The following is a 19,861-nucleotide window of genomic DNA, read 5'->3' as shown; positions in this document are numbered from 1 at the left end:
CCAAACACAATGCCCACTGAACCCTCTTTAATAAATTGAATCGCCAACGTCGTGAGTAAATCACTCACATCCAATTCGCTAGACTGATTAACCAGCAGGTTAAGCTTGCCGGCCACAAAGGTCAAATAAAAGTCATCCACGCGGCTGGATTCAAAATAGGGTTGGCTGTGCGGATGGTGAATGGCATGATCAATCTGATTCATGGCAAGTTGAATATAGTGATCCAGACTATTAAAGGATTGGGTTTTCACGTTCATGTTCTCGATTAAATAATCATCTATAAAAGGCTGGTTTAAAGCAAATAATGGGTGTTTTAATAATCCATAAACAATGTATTTAAAACCATGTTTTTTGTCAAATTAAAGCAGTGATTTTTGCTGTGGATTCCAGTAGGTTAAATCCACACATGCTTTGCCCAAACCTAATTTGCGTAGCCATTTAGCCGCCGCATCCAGGGTGCGCCATGCGCGAGGATTGCCATCGGCTGTTTCAATCACATATCGATTACTTGTGGCTTCGATGTGGATATGAAAAACACCACCTTGGGCGATAAGATGGGCTTTTTTAATCGCATTCTCATTGATTAAGAGCCTTAAAGATTTTTCATTCATCGGCATTATCCTGAACAATATCGTTAAATAACTGCCCTTGATCAGGAATGACAATGCCAACCTGTTCACAGTGCTGTCGGATGAGCACTTCAATCATATTCGCAACGCTGCGCTGGTCACGTTGCGCCGCCATTTGAATGGCCTCTTTAATGTTGGGTTCTACGCGTAGGTTAAGCGTTGTTGTTTTTCTTGGTGGCATAGGGATAAATAGTGTGTTGTGATATGCGTTACAATGTATCATAAAATGCTGAAAACAAAAACATGAAAAACGAAGTTTAGCGTTAAACCTACCAAGATCATGTCATACGTCAAGTATTGTTTTTTAGAACAGCCACGTGTCGATTAATAATTGTAGGTATGACCCTATAGCATGCTTTTAGGGTGGATAAAAAGGCAGGTAGGTTAAATAACACAAGTGTTTCACTGCGCTTGCCAGCACCTCAGTAGATAAGAGGGCAGTGGTTTATAGCACAAAGCCCAGACTGCTATTCGGGTTGATGAAAACTGCGATAAACACTCAATAGCCCCTGCATTGTCATATTTTTTGAGTGCTGGTAGTCATTTAAAAACCGTATAAAATTTATTACGGAGTAATAAATACGCTCGGTGCGCTTATTAAGTCACATTCTCTGTGCTAGAATTCATCTTGAAATGAACAAAGCATCTTGCATATGAGTTCGTAGATATTGAATCAACCAATAAAGAATGGCTGTTTATTCTTGGAGTAGCGAGAACAACTGACACGGAATGGCATGACCAATAAAATCAGTTTAATAGTCGACTCGTGGTGTAATGAAAACATCATCCTAGATTGAGAGCTTAATATAAAGTAAAACAAACCTCGTTTTTTATACATAGTAAATAAAAAAGCTGTGCTCTCTTGCTTTGAAGGTATTTTACCCCCTTAATTTAGTGTACTAAGAATGAATTCGTGAAATTGTATTATTTGAGCTCTAGCTCACAAGATTGGAATGATTAAAGTAGCGAATGAAATTAAATGTCTTCGTATACATAGTTTTAACATCGACTTTATTCTTGGCTTAGAAATGAACTTACCCCAAAAACTGGAACAAAATAATGTATGGCAAATTGAAAATAGTTGAAATATAGAAAGTTAAAATGCAAACCAGCGTTGCTGCCACCTGGACAACTCAAAAAAACTTCATGCGTGGAATCAGTAAAGCTAAATGAAACTTCAATTAATAAAATAGAGATCGATTTGTAATATGGAAATACTCAACGTATTTGTTAGTCACCCTTACTTCCCCTATGCCATGTTTGGCATATTCTTCTTTTCTTTGCTGGTATCACTATTCAAGCTCAAGTCCCGTTCTATGTTGGCAAAAAAAGGTTTAGAAGAAGGAATTAGGGTTTTAAATGAAAGTGTTAAGCCAGACAATCCTGAGAAGGATTTTACACGGAATTTTCAGACCATTAATCAAAAGATGCTAAATTCTAAACTAAGTCATTCTTGGTCAGAATTTACTGAAACACTCATTCCACCATATGATGATATTGATTCACCTGAGTTTAAACACTATCAAAACACTAAACGCCCACAAGAATACTTTAAAGCTGAAGAGGTATTCTCGGGTGTTAGGCCATGGATTTCAAGTAATACATTTGTTGGCATAGGTCTTTTATTGACCTTTATAGGACTTATTATTGCATTAACTTTTACAGGTAAATTGTTCGATGGGGGCAATAATGAAGAACTTGTTGCCGGTTTACAAATGCTATTAGCTACTGCTGGTATAAAGTTCGTGGCATCGGTTTCGGGTTTGGGGGCCTCTCTTGTTCAAGAGATGTACTTTTCATCGATTCGGCATAAAAACCATGAGTTGCTAGATAAGTTTAATGCGTTATTAGAAAAAAGTTTGGTTTTTGCTAATGCAGAATCATTAACAGCTCGACAGCTTGCACACTCAATGAAGCAAACTAAAGAGCTGGAAATTTTGGCAGATGGCATTGCTGTGAAAATTGGGGATACTGTTTCAGCGGCAATAAATACTATTCCAATGGCTTTGTCTGAAGAATTAAACAAAACTTTTGAGCCAGTTGTGATTTCCATAGCCGAAACGGCATCAAAAATGGGTGCGAACAATCAAGATGCACTGGCTGAAATGGCAAAACAATTTTCCGAAAACATTACGGGTGCCACTACGAATGCCATGGAACAGGTAGTTGTGCAATTAAATGCTTTGGTTGGTTCACTTGAACAAGCTTCGTTAAATTTGAACAATGGCAGCAGCCATATCAATTCCTCACTGGAATCAGCGTTTTCTGATCTTCAAAGTATTATGGGCAGTGTTTCATCTCAGCTGAATGATGCTGCAAATCAAGCAAGTGCTAGTTTCAAGGAAAACTCCAACTTCTTTTCTAGCCAATTTGAAAGTTTTATTGTTAACTCTCAACAGCAAAATCAAGCTACACAGGAGATGATTAAGCAACTTTCAGATTCTGTATTGAGTAGCTCTGAAAACATAACCACCGTGATGAGCAAAACATTTGAGGATTCCTCTTCTCAGGTTCAATCTGCGTTAACTGAGACGATTCAAAATATTTCTTCACAGCTAACCTCAACAAATTCAGCGTTAAGTCAGGTATTGCAAAAAAACGCTGAGTTTGCCGAAAAATCAATGGAAACAACGGTGAAAACAATGGTTGCCCAAATGGGCGAACTGAGCACAAACTTTGAAGGAATCTCATCAAAATTGCAGGCAACACTAGGATCTACCGTTGAAAGTGTTTCTGCTCAACTGAGTGCAACGAATTCAGAAGTTCAGAAGGCTCTCGTCTCATCTGTCGAAGGTATCTCCAATCAGCTAAATGCGACCAATGCTGAATTGAATAATTCCTTGGAGAACAGTTCTAATGTGGCACAGCAAGTTTTAGAAAAAACGGTCGAAAATATGGCTGAGCAGATATTGAGCATGAACGAACAAGTTGGTCATACTCTAAATAACCAATCAAGTTTGCTGGCTCAAACTTTAGATAAGTCTATGCAGTCTATGACAAGCAAAGTAGCAACAAGCATGGCCGAATCTCAACAAGCAATTATCAACAACTTTAATTCAATGAATAATGTAATCAATGACAGTTCCGCTAAGTTGCAATCTGCCGTGGATAGTTGGGCAGGCAAAGCTCAAGAAAGTTCAAATTCATTAACCAATGTAAATACATCACTAGAATCGATTAATTATAGACTTCAAGAGTCAGGTTCGGCTCTGTTAGCTTCAAAAGACGCTATTAGAAGCTCAACAGATCAACTGATTCAGGCTTCTCAACGTTCATCCTCTGTTATTGAATTAATTAGTAACGCAATATCACGTTCATCAGAGCTTCAAGAAAAATTGTTAGCTTCTACTTCTGAAGTTACTCAAGCTAATAAAGACGTGCTTGAGCGTAACGGTGAAGCAATTTCTGAATTACGTACTATTTGGCAGAGCAGTGCTAGCCGCCTTGAAGGTTTGGATATCGAAATGGAAAGAGCGTTTAATCGATTAGTTGAAGGCCTAAGTATCAACCTGGATAAATTAGCTCAGTTCACTGAAAAACTGGATGACAATACGAGCCAATCCATTAACCTGCTTGGTGGTGTCGTCGAAAACTTAACCGATGCAATCGAAGATATGTCGACTAAATTGAGAAGATAGTTTTATGCGTAATCATCACACAGAAGAAAATTATTTTGTCTCTATGACGGACATGATGGTTGGAGTGTTATTTATTTTTATCATTATGGTAGCGTTTTTTGCATTTCAGATTCAAACAGAGGATTCGATTCCTAAGCCAGTACATGAAAAAAAGGTTCAGGAGTTAAATGTGGAAATCACAAGCTTAGAAACACTGATCAAAGAGCTTAGGAAAAAAATTATAGAGCTTGAGGCTGAAGTTCAGAGGTTGCTGAATTTGTTATCTGTTGCTAATGAATATGAAAAATATTCAATTGAGAGTACTAAAACTCGAGAGACTGTGATTTTAAGTATTCAGTCACGATTGAAAGAGCAAGGCATTGACGCGTCTGCGAATGTTGCGCAAGGGGTTATAACAATTCCTGGAGATACACTATTTGCTTCAGCTTCTTCAGATTTAGGGCAACTTCCTACCGCCTATGATCGAATTAAGAAACTTTCTCAAGTGCTTGGCGAAGAAATAAGCTGCTTTGTTTTAGTTGATCAAAGCAAGCACATTGCAAAAGCTTGCAACCCATCAGGCACCCTAATAGAAACAATCTTTATCGAAGGTCACACGGATAGTTTTCCTGTTTCTCGAGTTTTATCCGACGGCAGTAAAAACAACCTAGAACTTAGTGCCAGAAGGGCAACAAACAGCTATGAAGCTATGATCAATTTCCAGCCATCGCTTATTACTTATAAAAATCCTTTTGCACAACAGGTATTGAGTGTCTCTGCTTTTGGTGAGCAAAGACCTTTAGCTACCAATGCTACGCGTGAGGGGCGAGAGCAAAATCGACGGATCGATATTCGCTTTTTAATGTATATGCCATCGAACCAGACGGAGCTTGAGTCTTTTAAAGAAGAGTTTGGAATTGAATAATGCTTAAAGACATCCTAGCCTCATTTAATTCAAAGTTAACATTTCTACCTATGCAGATACCTAAAACGTTACATATCGAAAAAACGTTAAGAACGCTTGAAAAACTCTCTGAAGCCAGAGAAACTAAAGATATTGCCGCCGCAGATATAAATCAAATTTTGAAAAAATGGCTTGATAGTAAAAACTTGTCTATGAAGGAAAAGAAGTTGTTATTGTTTGCGGCCATGGACAAGTTTGAGGAATACCCAGACCTAAATCCTCTTTGGAGTCAAATTGTCGAAGACTTAAAGCAATCAGATAGAGCATCTCTAATTAAAGCTGCTTTGGCTGCTTATTACCAAAGTTATGGCTCCAGTCATTCAAAAACGCTTCAAAGCATTTTAACAGCCAAGATGGATGTTGTTAATACAAACCTGTCTGACGCGCTAGAAAACAAGAAAATATTCGATGATATCGCGACGCATGAAATTGCCACAACAATTTTAGAGTCTGCAAACCCGATTGATGAGCTGAAAGCCGTTAAATTATCAGGGTTGCTTTTTTCTTCACGGTTTATGAGGGAGTCTTTCAAGGTTGTTGCAAATCAAATGTCACACTTTGGCTACCAACGTGACAAATTAAATCACTTTAAAGCAGTCTTCTTTTCTGAAAACGATCAAGGGCAAGAAGTATTCACTTTAAATGGATATGAAAATTTGTATGCTAAGGCTTTATTAGGCTACTGGGATTCTCAAGCACCTTCTAAGGAATTGAAGGAATATTTAAAGCACCTGTTTTTAAGTAACTTAAGAGATCCCAGAGCCTTTCCACAACGATGGTCATTGGTTGACGAACAATATCAAAAAATTATTAAACGCTGGTTAACTGAAGAATCTTTTGAAATGTTAATTCAAGTTTTGGATGCCGTCGCGGATCTAGGACACTGGAATGATCGTAAAGACTTTTGGAGCTATTATTTAGAAAATGAATATATTTCTGATTCCTGGGTAATTTTTGGAACTGAGGCGCATATTCAAGCAACAAAACTTCAACGAGAAGGACTTTTGTCAAAAAGTGCAGGATTTGCAAGGTTTCAAAGAGGTCAGGGCTCTGTTCAAGCTAATCATTCTGTAATTCTGTTAAAAATTGGAGAGTTAGTGATTTCGGAGTGGACTCACTCTGGAAGAGTTAGAATGTTTACAATTAATTCTGTTCATGCTCCTGAATTTTATATGTCTGAGTACAGCGTAAACTCTATACGTTTTGAAACTGGCTATCGGTATTACAACGAAAATAAAGCAATTTATATAAACCATAATAGTAATTGGCAAATTCAAGTGGCTGAATTTATTAGAAAGCACACAGGTATTTCACATGAAATTCTGAAAAGAGGTTATTACTAATGGAGAAATTTATATATGAATTAATACCTGAACAAGGAATAAAACTATTTTTAGAGCAAGAAACGACAAAGCTCTTCTTCAAAAAGGTTCGAGAAAAAAAACCAACAAGTGAATGGCTTAGTGCTTTGAGCCACCATGCTTCAGGTCTATCTAGGTTACTAATGGCCGCGGAAGACGCTAATGGTGTTATTGAAAATCTACAAGATAATAGTTATGTGCTGTCTTATCGTTTTTTGTCAGAGTTGGCTGAACACCAAGCGGACTCTTTAGGCCTTCCCTCTATTGTTCCCTACACCATGCGTGTGGAACTAACTGGTCCGATAACACGTAAAGGAACAATTATTCGCGCTTACTGGCAAGACAGTATTGGTCGAAAAGTTCTTGCTGATCGAGACGGAAGCTTGCTACATATTGGACAAGAAATATATCGAATACCGGCACCCATCTATAAAATGTTAGAATCGCTGACGAAGTTCAATGAAAGTTCAGAGCTTGAATTCGATGAAAAAATGATAGCACTGTCTGCTCTAACGCCTATTATCGGTGAAAGCTATGATGCCGTTCATTTAGATGAAAGGCTTAAAACCATTAAAATTCGTCACGCATCTGCGTTTTCAGTAGATTTGCAGTATCGCGGCAATAATTTAAAAATAGACCCAGTTTTATTTTCTAAAGATACGCTTAATAAGCTGAATCAAGAGGAAGAACAGCCCGAGCTAGAGCATCAGATGTTTACGCAGGCAGAATCAGAAAAGTTTTTAAACGAATGTTTTAATAAATTCTCCGATTGTAGACCTTCTTATCTGCTTGGAAAAGAGGATTTTGTGTTTATTGACCCAATGCTGCGAGAATCCCTAAATGTCGTTAAGGAAGTTCAAAAATCGGATGAGGGTGTAAAAAAACGATTTGCACAATCTCCAGCCAGTTTTCTTAGTAATCACTTTCAAAACTATAATATCGAGCAGCCTATAGAAATTGTTGAATCTTTGTTTATTGAAACGTCGGCTTTTTCAGAGCGCGTTTTGGGTCTTGGTCTATGGGTGCCACCAGCAATGCCATTGATACCTCGAATCAAAAACGACTGGGTGCCTGATGAACTTTTTCTAAAAGTCGGAAAGAACAATGTAGGATTAAGACCGGAAAATCTTGAAAGTATAAGAACTCAACTCGTGGAAGCTATCTCAAGCGGTAGAGAGTCGATTGAACTAAATGGAAAGGATGGGCAAAAACTATTTCTTAATGCTGATAAAAACTCCATTGACGCAATAGACCAGTTAATTGATTTTGTACAAAGCTATGACGTTCACGAACCAACAAACAAGTATCATGAGACTGAAACCACAGACGTTCGTTTGCCAGCGCCTGCTGTAGAATCAGAAAAAAAAGTACTGTTATCAGAGGATAATATAGATGATACACATTTTATTAAGAGCTTAAAAGTACGAGCCTCTTTTGATGGTTTTGAGCATATCGATTCATTAAAAAATGAATTAAGAAAACATCAGATAACGGGGGTTTCTTGGCTCCAGCAAGCATGGAGCAAAGGTTATCCTGGCGTTTTGCTTGCTGATGATATGGGATTAGGAAAAACATTTCAAACATTAGCTTTCTTAGGCTGGTTGAAACAGAAAAAACAATTGCTTGGAAAATCAAGCACCTCAATTCTTATCGTTGCACCAGTTTCTTTGTTGGAAAACTGGAAAAAAGAAGCTATGATTCATTTGGAAGATGGTGTTTTAGGTGAGCCGCTTCTACTTTATGGCAAAAATATATCACTTTATCGTTCAACCAAGTCACGTTCAAACGGTAATGATGTTTCATGTGGAGGTGCTGTACTTGATACGCAGAGAATTGCCCAAGCAGCGTGGGTTTTAACAAATTATGAAACCATGCGTGATTATCATATCTCGCTTGCTTCAATAAAATTCTCTGCCATTATTTTTGATGAAATGCAGAAAGTAAAAAATCCAACTTCGGCAATGACGAATGCATCTAAATCGCTGAACAGTGAGTTTATGATTGGCTTAACTGGTACACCTATTGAGAATAGTATGGCTGATATATGGACAATATTAGACACTCTTATACCGGGTCATGATTATCTGGGATCTTTAAAAGATTTCTTGAAAAAATACAACGCTGATGATTTAGATTCTTTGAGAGAGCTTCAAAGGAAAATGTTGAAATCTGATGGTGAATTTCCTGCTCCGATACTTCGACGAATGAAATCGGAGATTGCCTCTGATTTACCAGTTAAAAGAGAGCAGCGTATTGAAGTAGATATGCCCCAAGCTCAAGAATGGCAATATTCTGAATTGGTTAAACTAGGTAAGGCAAAAAAAATTTCAGGCTTAGAGCTTGTAAGCAAGTTGAAGATGGCTTCTATTCATCCCATACGAATCAATGAATCAGAATCAGAACATGCTGAAAATTATATACAGCAGTCAGCTAAATATCAGGCACTCATCGAAATATTGGACAAAGCAAATGCAAACGCTGAGAAGGTTTTAGTATTCATTGAGTTTAAGGATATTCACGAGTGGCTTTCAGTGTATATCAAACAGCGTTATAAAATGAGCCACTACCCGAAACGTATATTCGGTGATGTAGATGCCCTACAACGAATGGCAATTGTTGATAAATTCCAAGAAAAAAATAATCAATTCGATGTGCTTTTACTTTCACCTAAAGCAGCAGGGGTTGGTTTAACTTTAACCGAAGCAACAATAGTGATCCATTTCACAAGATGGTGGAATCCAGCTGTAGAAGACCAGTGTACTGATCGCGCCTATCGTATTGGTCAAACAAAAGATGTGACTGTCTACTATCCAATGGCTAAGCACCCTGTATTAGGAGAGGGTAGTTTTGATTATATTCTGGATAAGATTTTGTCTGCTAAGAGAGAGCTTTCAAAAGAATTTCTAGTACCAGTGTTAAGAAAGGATGATGCTGCAAGAATTGAGGCAGCTTTAATAAAAGATTAATAAAGGTTTATTTAAGCTAAGTTGTCATATTCTAACCTAATTTAATTGAGACTGTTATTAAACCGTGTCTTTAAATGAATAAAAAAATTAGATTTTTTATAACTATATCAGATTTAAATGGTTAAACATAGTTTTTTAGTAACCCTACTTTTTTTAAAACTTACTAAGCTATGATTTTACATTTTTAATTTACTTCAGTTGCGATAATCTTTATAAATTACAATTATTGTGAGATTTATTTAATTTTTTTTTGACTTAAAATAAGTACTACCTCGTTTTCAATTTTACCTATTTGGTTTTTGTTTACATTATCCATTATTTTTTTTGCTTTATCACTAAGTTCAGAAAAGTTATTATTTGATATTTCATTTGCTATACTCAATGCTTCTTTATCAAATGAAGTATTTGAAGTGTCATTAAATTTAGATACTTGTTGTAAGGAATTTAAATTTTTATTTAATATATTTTTATTATCTACCTTAATAGTTTGAATTAGTTTTTCAATTCCGCAATTCTTGTACAACTTCCAAAGTCTTTTATACTCAGGAGACCTTGATATCAATGGAAATTGTGGGTGTTTAAAACTTAAAAGACCTATACCTTCAATAAAATTAAAATTAAGATGTGAAAATATTATCTTTTCAGCTTTTAACTCCTCAATTTGAATTTTAAAGTCATATAACCGAATCACTTCCTTTTCAATATTTGTAAGTTCATTATTTAAGATATTGTTTTTTACACTTTTTGCTCTGGGAGATAGTAAGTCGACAGGGTAATATTTAATTTCATGAGCAATTTGTTTTGCTTCTGTATATAATTTTTGGGTGTATTTATCTTCTAGTTTTTTGAAATATTCAATTAATTTATTGTATTTTTTTCCTTTATGAGACCAATTATCACGGTTTAAGTTTTCAATTTCATATTTTCCTTGTTTTATCTCAAGCATTTGGACATCATTCCATTCCTTATTATAAATAGCTTCAATTAATAAATTTTCTTCTATTAATGCTTTAGCCTCTACTGGTGATAATTGAAAACAATCATTGTTATAAATTTTATATTCTTTTAATAAATCAATTATTAAAAACTCTAGAGTTTCAACATTTTTTGTCTTTATAATATATTAAATATTAAATATTGAATTAAATTTAAAGTTTTTTTCTATATCTTTTTCTATGTTACTATTTGTTATCGATGTTTTATCATTTTCTTTCTTAATGTATATAAAACCCGATTTCGATTTATCAGTTAAGATGTAAATATATTCATGCATAATTTCGCTCTTTAATATAATATAGATTAATTTTTAATAGAATCATCTTTATTTTTGATCAAATAATTCTCCATACTATCCCCTTGTGATTCAATGGCCTCTACCCACTTAGGCTTGCGACCACGACCCGTCCATACTATTTTTGGATTGTTTGGATTATAATATTTAGGTTCTATTTTGTTTTTATTAATGGTTTTTGTTTTCTTGAGGATTAAATCAATAACTTCGGACAGCTCCATTAAATGAGCTTCTGCGGTAGATTCTATTAGACCTACTAATTCAATTATTTCTGTGGAGTCTTGGCTTAATTGTAATTGCTCTCGTTTTTCAAGCAGCTCGACTTCTTGCTGTAGTTTTTGTAATTCTTCGCGTTTTTTTTGAAGTTGTTTACTGGTCATGTGTATTTTCCAATTTGTTTTAATATATAAATCGTGTAGAATTTGGTTTGGTTATATTGAAGTTTAATTTAAAAGGAGCGATGATGTCAAAGGAATTATTAGTAGACGCGATAGTAAACCAATCCGGTGTCACTAAAAAAGATGCAGAAGAGGCGATTAAAATGGTTACCTCCGCAATTGAATCTGTTTTAGCGCAGGGTAATGAAATCAACCTTATTGGCTTTGGTAAATTTGAAGTGAAAACCCGTGCCGCACGCACCGGGCGTAATCCGGCAACGGGTGCGCCACTTGAGATCAAAGAAGCCAAGGTCGCCAGCTTCAAGGTCGGCAAAAAGCTAAAAGACGCGGTAAACAACTAGCCAACCGCGTTTTCCTCAAAACCAAGCCTATTTTTGCTTGGTTTTTTTAAATTCAAGATTACTTATGAAAATGACACTTTTCAAAAGTAATGTTTGTAGAATCCATCTTTAGTGGTCTGGAACTTGCTTGCGCGTTATTTTAATTTTTGGCTTTTTTAGCCCCTTTTTTGTAATTTTGGAGGCGACCTATGTCTGCGCTGATTGATCAAGCCCAACCGAGCACCGCCAATTTGGTTTTTGCCCATGACAAATCGCATGGCCCTTCGGTTGGCTACTTGCTCGCACTTCGCTCTAAAACGTCGCGGCGCGTTATGGGCAGCTATCTGAATCGGGTGGCGCAAATGTTTGGTTATGCAAATCATCTGGATGCGCACTGGCATAAGATGGGCCGGGATGAAGTGCAATTGGTGATGGACAAATTGCTCGATAACCACCGCTCACCTAATACCGCGCGCGTTTATCTTTCCGCTATAAAAGGGGTGATGCGTGAAGCCTGGATACAGAAGCGTATTGATGCGGAGCAGTATGAGCGCATCAAGCTGGTCAAAGCCCACCGTGGTCAGCGCTTACCCAAAGGGCGTCGACTTTTGGACGAGGAAGTGAAGGCGCTTTTGTGTGCTTGTGATCTGAAAACCGTTCGCGGTGCACGCGATGCGGCATTATTAGGCATCTTGGCCGAGTGTGGTTTACGCCGAGCTGAGGTGGTGTCGATTCAGCTCAAGGATGTGAATCTCAAAACCAAAACCATTCGGCTTATTGGCAAGGGGAATAAGGAGCGACAAGTATTTGTGCCGCCACTGAGCATTAAGCATATTCAAACTTGGTTGAGCTTTAGGGGTGAGGAACCCGGCTATTTGTTTAATCGTGTTTGGAAGGGCGACACCATTAGTGAGCATGGGCTTAGTGATCAAGCGGTGCTGTTTTTGTTGAAAGAAAAAGTGGGCCAGGCCTGTATAGATAGCTGCGCGCCGCATGACCTTCGACGCACCTTTGCCACCAAACTCTTTGAGCTGAATGTCGACCCACTCACCGTTCAAAAAGCAATGGGGCATGCCAGTCTAACCACCACGCAACGCTATGATCGACGTAATGATGACGAGGTGGCGCGGGTGGCGGAGGCGTTTAGCTATGACTAAAAGTGGATGTAATTTTGCATGAATTTCATCTGTGATACAATTGTTAACACATATTGTGCTACATGGAGACTTAGCTATGTCCGCTTTAACTTTACGACTACCTGCCAATCTTGATCAAGATGTTCGTGATTTAGCCGCACGTCAGCATATAACGCGCTCAGATTTTGCTCGTCGTGCCTTAGAGTTTTATGTAAAACAAACACAACAAGATTTGGCATTGAAATCGATGATTGAAGCGGCTCGCGCTATTAATCAATCAGCAGACATTCAGCGACATCTTGCGGATATGACTAACGCATTTTCATCAACTGAAGCTGATATGGCGTTAAGCCTCCCGAAAGACGATGAGGATAACAACTGGTGGAAATAACCTTAAGGCGTGGTGATATAGTACCGGCTAGATTGAATCCAAATAAAGGGGCTGAAATGGGCAAGGTTCGGCCGGTTATTATATTAACACAGAGCGAGTTAATTAAAGCCGGCCTGCCGATGGTCATGGTTTTACCTTTAACTAGTCAGTTCTGGCCCGCTTTAAGTGCACTGCGTGTGGAAATCGCACCTCGTGAACGTCTGTTAAAACAATCCTATGCCGTGCTTGAGCAGGCTAGGTCTATCGATATAAGTCGTATCCAAGCGGATGTATTAACACGCTTAACCCCAAGCGAGTTCCAGAAAATTGAAACCCAGCTAAAACTTTTGCTTGGTTTTGATTGAGATCAATGTGTGTAATTAGGCGTGAAGAACAGCTTAACACTTGAACAAATCGATGCCCGTTTAAGCTCTCTAGAGCAGGAAAAAGCAAACTTGATTGCGCTCAAAAACCAGCTCACTCAAGCGCAAAAAATGGCCATAAAAACCACCCATACATCCACCCTTAGTGTGTCGCAAAAGCTCGAACTTTTTCAAAAACGATTTCATGGTCGTACAGATATTTATGCTACACGTTGGCAGAACCGCCAAGGTCGCAGTGGTTATTCAGTCGCTTGTGATAATGAGTGGGTCAAAGGAATATGCCAAAAGCCTGTAATTAAATGCCAAGACTGTAATCACCGATTATTTTCACAACTTGATAGCAATGTGATATTCCAGCACTTATCCGGCAAAAAAGTGATTGGGCTTTACCCGTTACTAACAGACAACACAACTAAGCTCTTGGCCATTGACTTTGACAAAACAGGTTGGCAGGATGAAGTAAAAGCGCTATCAGAAGCTTGCCACCAGGTTGGTGTGCCGCATCTCATTGAGCGCTCACGCTCCGGTAATGGCGCGCATGTCTGGATATTTTTTAGTGAAGCCATTGACGCAAAGCTGGCTAGAGATTTTGGGTTTATGTTGCTAGATAAAGCAATGGAAATCCATCCGAATCTCTCTTTTGACTCATATGATCGACTCTTTCCGAATCAAGATGTTCTGCCAGAGGGAGGATTTGGCAATTTAATTGCCTTACCGCTTCAAGGTGAATCGCGGCGCAATGGCAATAGTATTTTTATAGATAATTCATTGAAGATGATTGAAGATCAATGGCAGCACTTAGATAAAATTCAACCCATCACCAAAACATTAATACACCAGTTTTTATCTGAACAGGGTGCGAGCAGGTCTTTTTTAGATTTAAATAACCAATTGGTCGAAGATTTGTTGCCTTGGGAGGTAACGGCTAAACCAGTGCCGTTGGTATTAAATAACCCAGGTAAGCCAATAGAAATCACACTGGCTAATCATGTTTACTTTAAAATCGATAGCCTGTCAAAACCCTTAACGACTAGATTAAAGCGGTTAGCGACATTTTCCAATCCCGTTTTTTTTAAAACCCAAGCCTTGCGATTTCCAACACATGGCATTCCACGTTTTATCAGTTGCGCGCGGTTGGAGCAGGGCTATCTTTCGTTACCTAGAGGGTGCTTTGATGAGGCAACGAGTCTATTAGAAGCACATTCGCTCAATTATCGAATTGAAGATAAGCGCCAACTGGGTTGCGAACTTGAAAAATTGGTTATGAATTTTCATTTAACGCGAGAGCAAACTGCCGCAATCAAGGTTCTTCTCAAACATAATACTGGCATATTGCATGCGCCTACTGCCTTTGGTAAAACTATTACGGCGCTGGCCGTGTTAGCTAAGCGACGCGTGAATACTTTAATATTGGTTCATAGTCGCCAATTACTTGATCAGTGGCGCGAGCGCCTCGCTACATTTTTACCCGGCATACAAATCGGTATTATTGGTGGAGGTAAGAACAAACCGTCTGGCGTGGTCGACGTCGCTACCTACCAAAGCCTGATTAATAAAAAAGACAACAGTGTTGCTGGTCTAGTCCAAGATTACGGTCATGTTATTGTGGATGAATGTCATCATGTATCTGCTGTGAGATATGAAATGGTAATGAATGAGGTTCGGGCAAAATATGTCTTAGGTCTTAGCGCAACGCCTGAGCGTCAGGATGGTCAACAACGCATTATATTTATGATAACTGGCCCGATTCGTCATCACGTGAAAATTTCTCATTCCGAAAATTTCAGCCAACTGGTTTGTATTCATCAACGTTATGACCCTCCACCTGCTAGCTTAATTGTTCCAAATGTTCGACCAAAAATTAATGAAGTCTATCAATGGATCAACGAAAACCAAGAACGAACAGCGCAGATCGTCGCGGATGTGATTGAAAGTGTGAATCAAAAGCAAAACCCACTTGTACTTACTGAGCGAAGAGAACATGCTCTATCAATTTATCAAAAGCTAAAAAATGCAGGTATTCAAACGGTGATACTTCAATGCGCGATGAGGGCATCGCAGCGCAAAGCGGCGGGACAAGAGCTGAGTCATGCACAAGTGGTGGTCGCAACGGGGCGCTACGTAGGTGAAGGATTTGATTTACCAAGGTTAGACACGCTGTTTTTAGCCATGCCAATTGCATGGAGAGGTTCGTTAGCGCAATATGCCGGTCGCATCCACCGCCAATCCGAAGGCAAAGTGTTAGTAACCATCCACGATTATGTTGATGCCAATATTCCAATGCTTAATAGGATGTTTGTTAAACGTGAAAAAAGCTACAAGGCAATGGGATATGAGATGCAGTATGTACAGACTTTACCGGATCAAAAATGATGCGGATATCATAGCTTATTAACATTTTTATGCGCGATTAACTGTTTATTATTCACTTTTAATGCGCGTAAAAGTGTAAGTTGGATTTCACTATCTATCCCATAGCAAATCCATGATCCTGTTGCCTGTCTAAAAAATAAGCAGTTGCAGAACACCTTGATTTTAATAGATTCACCACCTAAACACCGCCAGTTTTCCCCAGATTTTGTGGATAACTTAAGCCTTCACTCAGCTTGCTCAACACTGAATCATCTTGGGTGCCAGCAGGTCATGCGCTTAACCTGTTTTGCGTCGCAACCAGGTTGGAATATCAAGCAGGCTTGTATTCTCAACTTTTGGCTGATGCCGTGCCTGATAAGGGCAATCAAATACTTCTTGATGCGCTAAATCTATTAGTTGTTCTAATGTCGGCTTATCGATCGAACCTAAAAGCAAACCCGCCTCCATGAACCCTTGTATGTGATACGCCTTTTGCGGATGAATCTTCTTTGCGCTTCGCTGTTCATGATAGTGTTCGACCAACAACCCTTTCAAATGGTGTTGGTAAGCAGAAGATGTTGTATTCATAATTCACTCCGTCCGTTGATTGATTTGAGCGCTGTTAGATAACGATTAGGCGACAATTACCCTGTGCCGAAGGCTTGTTTTTCAGCGGTCATTGTCACCAAAACCCATTCTATCGAAAAATAATATTAATTACACCTTTATTTAACAGTTAATGTTTGTTAATCTAGATACATGACGGAGGAGACGCGTTAATGGATAAAGAGCAAGATAAACATTATTGTTTGGATGAGTTGGCGGCAATTACTAATCTCAAGCCACGAACGATTCGTTTTTACATGAGTAAGTCGTTGGTGGATAAACCCTTAGGGGCGCGCAAAACCGCCTATTACACCCAAACCCATTTACACCAGCTCTTAACGCTTATTCATTGGCAGCAGGAAGGCTTATCACTCGATGAGATATTTCAAAAAAAGGCCGTGTTAGCTGATAAATCACCGCCCAGAATAAAACCCGGTGAGGTGGTCGTGATGCATCGCATACAAATTAGCGATGGGCTGGAGTTGAATGTGGATTTACTCAAAACCCAGCTTTCCCAAACTCAGGTTCGCCAGCTAGCTGATCACCTATATCAATGGCTCGCCAGCCACAAGGAGTTGGAAAAATGTTAGGTAGCCTATCCTCATTGCCAATCAAAGCTAAACTACTGCCAATTCAAATGCACTGTTCTATTGAGATTAAGTTACAGGGCCTAATGGTCATCTGTCAGCTAACCCAATCTTTTACCAACACCAGTGATGAAGTTGTAGAAGCCATCCACGCGATACCCATACCGATCGAGAGCACCTTAACGGGATTTAAAGCGATAAAAAACAACCAGGCCTGGTTAGGTAAAGTCATGCCCAAGGATCAAGCCGATAGACGGTATGAAGAAGTGATCGAGGAGGGCAATAGCGCCTTTCAGCTAAAGCGCAAAGATGACCTGATTAGCTTGGTTATGGGTAATTTGTTGTCAAAAGAAACACTCTCGGTTGAGCTATCGCTGATATTCCCCATCCAATTTATTGCTGGCGCAGGTCAGTTGTATTTTCCCTTGGTGATAGGGTCGCGTTATGGGCAATCCAATTTATTAGCCGAGTTTGAACCCAACGACTCTTTTTTAGCCCAATACCCGATCAGCGTGACACTTGATATCGAAGATATAGCTTCCTCAGATATGACTATTCACTCGCCCAGCCATCCGCTAAGTCAAATAACGCCATCGATCTATCGCGCACAAGGACAAATGGATAGCGATTTAAAAATCCTGTTTGATAACCTACCGCTGATAGAACCCACTTTTACACTGACGGGCTTTGATGAGCATAATTATCTGGGACTGCTCTCGATGATGCTACCCAACCCATCTCAAACAAACGCTGAGCCAAAAGACATTCTGTTTTTGCTCGATTGCAGTGGTTCAATGAGCGGTGCGCCTATGCAACAACTCAAAGAATCCGTCAGTGCGATGCTCTCACAGATGCGACCCCAAGACCGATTTAACCTCTACCCATTTGGCTCGAGTGTCCAACCGATGTTTGATAGATTACAAACCGCGACAAGGGAACACCTCATGCAGGCCAAACAAAAAGTGCGCCGTCAACTCGATGCCAATCTTGGTGGAACCGAAACCGTATCTGCCATGCTCACCGCCTTGATGGGCTACCAGACAACACGTCCAACCGATCTAATCTTAATCACCGATGGCGAAGTCTGGTTGGATGAATATGACATCAAAACCAAACTGCTCAAAGCCTATGCAAACCAACATAATATTCGTTTTTTTACAGTGGGCGTGGGTCATGCGGCCTGTGAGAAAACCGTCAAATATCTCGCTGAGATATCCAATGGCAGCTATGTGCTTACCAATCCGCATGAAGATATTCGCTTTCAGATGCAAGCGCAATTTAAACGCCTGTTCCAAACACAAGTGCGTGTGTCGTTATCCAACACCACGCTATGGCATCAGATACCTACAGCCTATCAAGGTGATGCCATCTGTGTGCCGGTCTGGTTACAAAAATCGTAAGCGTCCGACCGTGCCCATACTTTACAGCACAGACCTCATCGCCTAACATACGTCCATGTTGATTAAGCGTGGTGTTTAGGTTTCTGGAAGGGGTGTCCAGTCTCGACCTGGCAGGAGTAGATGAAGGTCTTTGTTTTTGGTGGTGGGTAAGCGTTTAAGGGTATCGCTTAACCCATACCATTACACACAACTCAAGCGCAAAAAAATGACCGAGCATTAAACGCAAAACACAAAAAACTAAAGTACTGGGTGGTATAGCCTTTGCTTTGTTAGACTCTTTTTACTACAGAGAAGCTAACATGTCGTGGGTTGAAGAAGAGTTTTACGGTGCAAATTTAGGTGATGAGCGTTTAAATAAGCGATTGATTAAACTCACCCAACGTTTGGCGGATAAACCCAGTGCAAGCATCCCAAACGCCTGTAACGATTGGAGTGAAACCGCCGCGACCTACCGTTTTTTTGATCAAGCCAATAATTCAAAAAGACCACTAGGCTGGGAAGCCGTGCTTACACCGCATATAGAGCAAACCATGCAGCGGATGGGTCAGCATCCGGTGGTATTGTGTTTGCAAGATACGACAGAACTCAACTACAACGGACAAGAAATTGAAGGGCTAGGTCCGCTGTCTTACGAAACACAACGTGGCATGTATTTACATCCCACCTATGTCGTCACACCGCAAAGAGAGCCCCTAGGGGTGATTGATGCTTGGATGTGGGCACGTGAATTTAAAGATGAAAATGGTCACCGCCCGGGTGTGAAGGAGAGTGATCGCTGGATTGAGGGCTATGAGCGAGTAGCTGAAACCGCTGAATCCATGCCAGATACGCGGTGCGTGTATGTAGCAGATCGTGAGTCTGACATGGTGACACTGATGCACCGTAGCGCACAGCTCAATCATCCAGCAGACTGGCTCATTCGTTCGCGTCACAACAGAGTGTTACCCAGCGGCAAAAAACTGTGGGATCAAACGCTGGCCGGTGATGCCATCGGGGAGATTGAGTTTATCTTGCCCGCTCGAGGAAACCAAAAAACGCGTACAGTGCGCCAATCTATCTGGGTTCAACGCACACGCATTCCAGATGGGCAAAAAGGCAAACAAAAAGGCATGCTGGATATCACCTGCTTGGTCGCAAAAGAAATGAATCCGCCCAAAGGGATTAAAGCCATCGAGTGGCGATTAGTGACCAATCGAGAGGTGAGCGGCTTGAGCGAGGCGGTTCAATTAATTGATTGGTATCGCTGTCGCTGGGGTATTGAGGTGTTTTTTAATGTACTCAAAAATGGTTGCCGTATAGAAGCATTACAGTTAGGGCATGTAAAAAAGATCGAACTGGCCTTAGCGGTTTACATGGTAGTAGCTTGGCGTTTGGCTAAATTAGTTCGACTAGGACGCACCCACCCTGACATCAGTGCCGCCGATTTATTCAGTCTGGACGAATGGCGCGCGGCGTATATTTTGGCGAAAAAAAAGCCGCCG

Annotated in this window: 18 protein-coding genes; 12 read left to right on the top strand and 6 right to left on the bottom strand. The window is 39.7% G+C overall.

Features of this window, described 5'->3' with window-relative positions:
• The 3 genes from NA59_RS10790 to NA59_RS10780 form a co-directional block, all read right to left on the bottom strand.
• Positions 1–257 (bottom strand): hypothetical protein (locus tag NA59_RS10790; RefSeq protein ID WP_044412300.1); only part of this gene is annotated, 257 nt, incomplete at its 3' end.
• 102 nt (positions 258–359) lie between these two features.
• Positions 360–611 carry an ATP-binding protein gene (locus NA59_RS10785; RefSeq protein WP_044412297.1) on the bottom strand — a complete coding sequence of 84 codons (252 nt, stop codon included), beginning with the start codon at positions 609–611 and terminating at the stop codon, positions 360–362.
• Positions 604–744, bottom strand: coding sequence for a hypothetical protein (locus tag NA59_RS10780; protein WP_232504074.1), 141 nt, complete (start codon positions 742–744; stop codon positions 604–606). The genes NA59_RS10785 and NA59_RS10780 overlap by 8 nt, the downstream gene beginning before the upstream one ends.
• A gap of 1,093 nt (positions 745–1,837) precedes the next feature.
• Here NA59_RS10780 and NA59_RS10775 point away from each other — a divergent pair.
• The 4 genes from NA59_RS10775 to NA59_RS10760 are packed head-to-tail and all read left to right on the top strand — an operon-like array spanning position 1,838 to position 9,537.
• On the top strand, positions 1,838–4,267 hold the full coding sequence (locus tag NA59_RS10775; RefSeq protein ID WP_157792600.1) for a hypothetical protein: 2,430 nt from the start codon (positions 1,838–1,840) through the stop codon (positions 4,265–4,267).
• 4 nt (positions 4,268–4,271) lie between these two features.
• Positions 4,272–5,171, top strand: a complete 900-nt coding sequence (locus tag NA59_RS10770) for an OmpA family protein (RefSeq protein ID WP_044412288.1) — start codon at positions 4,272–4,274, stop codon at positions 5,169–5,171.
• Positions 5,171–6,553 (top strand): EH signature domain-containing protein, encoded by a 1,383-nt coding sequence (locus NA59_RS10765; protein WP_044412285.1) that lies wholly within the window; start codon positions 5,171–5,173, stop codon positions 6,551–6,553. Before NA59_RS10770 ends, NA59_RS10765 begins: the two co-directional genes overlap by 1 nt.
• Positions 6,553–9,537: a DEAD/DEAH box helicase gene (locus NA59_RS10760; RefSeq protein ID WP_044412283.1), complete on the top strand. Its 2,985-nt coding sequence runs from the start codon at positions 6,553–6,555 to the stop codon at positions 9,535–9,537. The genes NA59_RS10765 and NA59_RS10760 overlap by 1 nt, the downstream gene beginning before the upstream one ends.
• Positions 9,538–9,772: 235 nt before the next feature.
• On the opposite strand, the gene NA59_RS10755 is transcribed toward NA59_RS10760, so the two are convergent.
• Together NA59_RS10755 and NA59_RS10750 are read right to left on the bottom strand one after the other, a co-directional pair.
• Complete coding sequence (locus tag NA59_RS10755) at positions 9,773–10,483, bottom strand: hypothetical protein (RefSeq protein ID WP_044412279.1); 711 nt, start codon at positions 10,481–10,483, stop codon at positions 9,773–9,775.
• 353 nt (positions 10,484–10,836) lie between these two features.
• Positions 10,837–11,208 (bottom strand): H-NS histone family protein, encoded by a 372-nt coding sequence (locus tag NA59_RS10750; protein WP_044412277.1) that lies wholly within the window; start codon positions 11,206–11,208, stop codon positions 10,837–10,839.
• Between the two features lie 83 nt (positions 11,209–11,291).
• Between NA59_RS10750 and NA59_RS10745 the strand changes: the two genes are divergently transcribed.
• The 5 genes from NA59_RS10745 to NA59_RS10725 all read left to right on the top strand — a co-directional run bounded on the left by NA59_RS10745 (position 11,292) and on the right by NA59_RS10725 (position 15,808).
• Entirely contained in the window at positions 11,292–11,567 is a 276-nt protein-coding gene (locus NA59_RS10745; RefSeq protein WP_044412274.1) for an HU family DNA-binding protein, read from the top strand.
• 188 nt (positions 11,568–11,755) lie between these two features.
• Positions 11,756–12,703: a tyrosine-type recombinase/integrase gene (locus NA59_RS10740; protein WP_052501625.1), complete on the top strand. Its 948-nt coding sequence runs from the start codon at positions 11,756–11,758 to the stop codon at positions 12,701–12,703.
• Positions 12,704–12,779: 76 nt separating this feature from the next.
• The gene (locus tag NA59_RS10735; protein ID WP_044412271.1) at positions 12,780–13,073 is read left to right on the top strand and encodes a ribbon-helix-helix protein, CopG family; all 294 of its coding nucleotides are present in this window, start codon (positions 12,780–12,782) and stop codon (positions 13,071–13,073) included.
• Positions 13,064–13,417: a type II toxin-antitoxin system PemK/MazF family toxin gene (locus NA59_RS10730; RefSeq protein WP_044412268.1), complete on the top strand. Its 354-nt coding sequence runs from the start codon at positions 13,064–13,066 to the stop codon at positions 13,415–13,417. Before NA59_RS10735 ends, NA59_RS10730 begins: the two co-directional genes overlap by 10 nt.
• Positions 13,418–13,438: 21 nt before the next feature.
• The gene (locus NA59_RS10725; RefSeq protein ID WP_044412265.1) at positions 13,439–15,808 is read left to right on the top strand and encodes a TOTE conflict system archaeo-eukaryotic primase domain-containing protein; all 2,370 of its coding nucleotides are present in this window, start codon (positions 13,439–13,441) and stop codon (positions 15,806–15,808) included.
• A gap of 276 nt (positions 15,809–16,084) precedes the next feature.
• Here NA59_RS10725 and NA59_RS10720 read toward each other — a convergent pair whose 3' ends face one another.
• Entirely contained in the window at positions 16,085–16,375 is a 291-nt protein-coding gene (locus NA59_RS10720; protein WP_044412264.1) for a hypothetical protein, read from the bottom strand.
• A 191-nt stretch (positions 16,376–16,566) separates the two neighbouring features.
• Between NA59_RS10720 and NA59_RS10715 the strand changes: the two genes are divergently transcribed.
• The 3 genes from NA59_RS10715 to NA59_RS10705 all read left to right on the top strand — a co-directional run.
• Complete coding sequence (locus NA59_RS10715) at positions 16,567–16,983, top strand: helix-turn-helix domain-containing protein (RefSeq protein ID WP_044412261.1); 417 nt, start codon at positions 16,567–16,569, stop codon at positions 16,981–16,983.
• The gene (locus NA59_RS10710) at positions 16,977–18,380 is read left to right on the top strand and encodes a VWA domain-containing protein (protein ID WP_044412258.1); all 1,404 of its coding nucleotides are present in this window, start codon (positions 16,977–16,979) and stop codon (positions 18,378–18,380) included. Before NA59_RS10715 ends, NA59_RS10710 begins: the two co-directional genes overlap by 7 nt.
• A gap of 299 nt (positions 18,381–18,679) precedes the next feature.
• The coding region (locus NA59_RS10705; protein WP_044412255.1) for an IS4 family transposase at positions 18,680–19,861 on the top strand (1,182 nt) is incomplete at its 3' end.

It is taken from the genome of Thiomicrospira microaerophila, from assembly GCF_000934765.1.
GTDB classification, from domain to species: Bacteria; Pseudomonadota; Gammaproteobacteria; order Thiomicrospirales; family Thiomicrospiraceae; genus Thiomicrospira; species Thiomicrospira microaerophila.
Note: the sequence above shows the minus strand (reverse complement) of the source record. Positions and strands in the feature narration are given on the sequence as shown.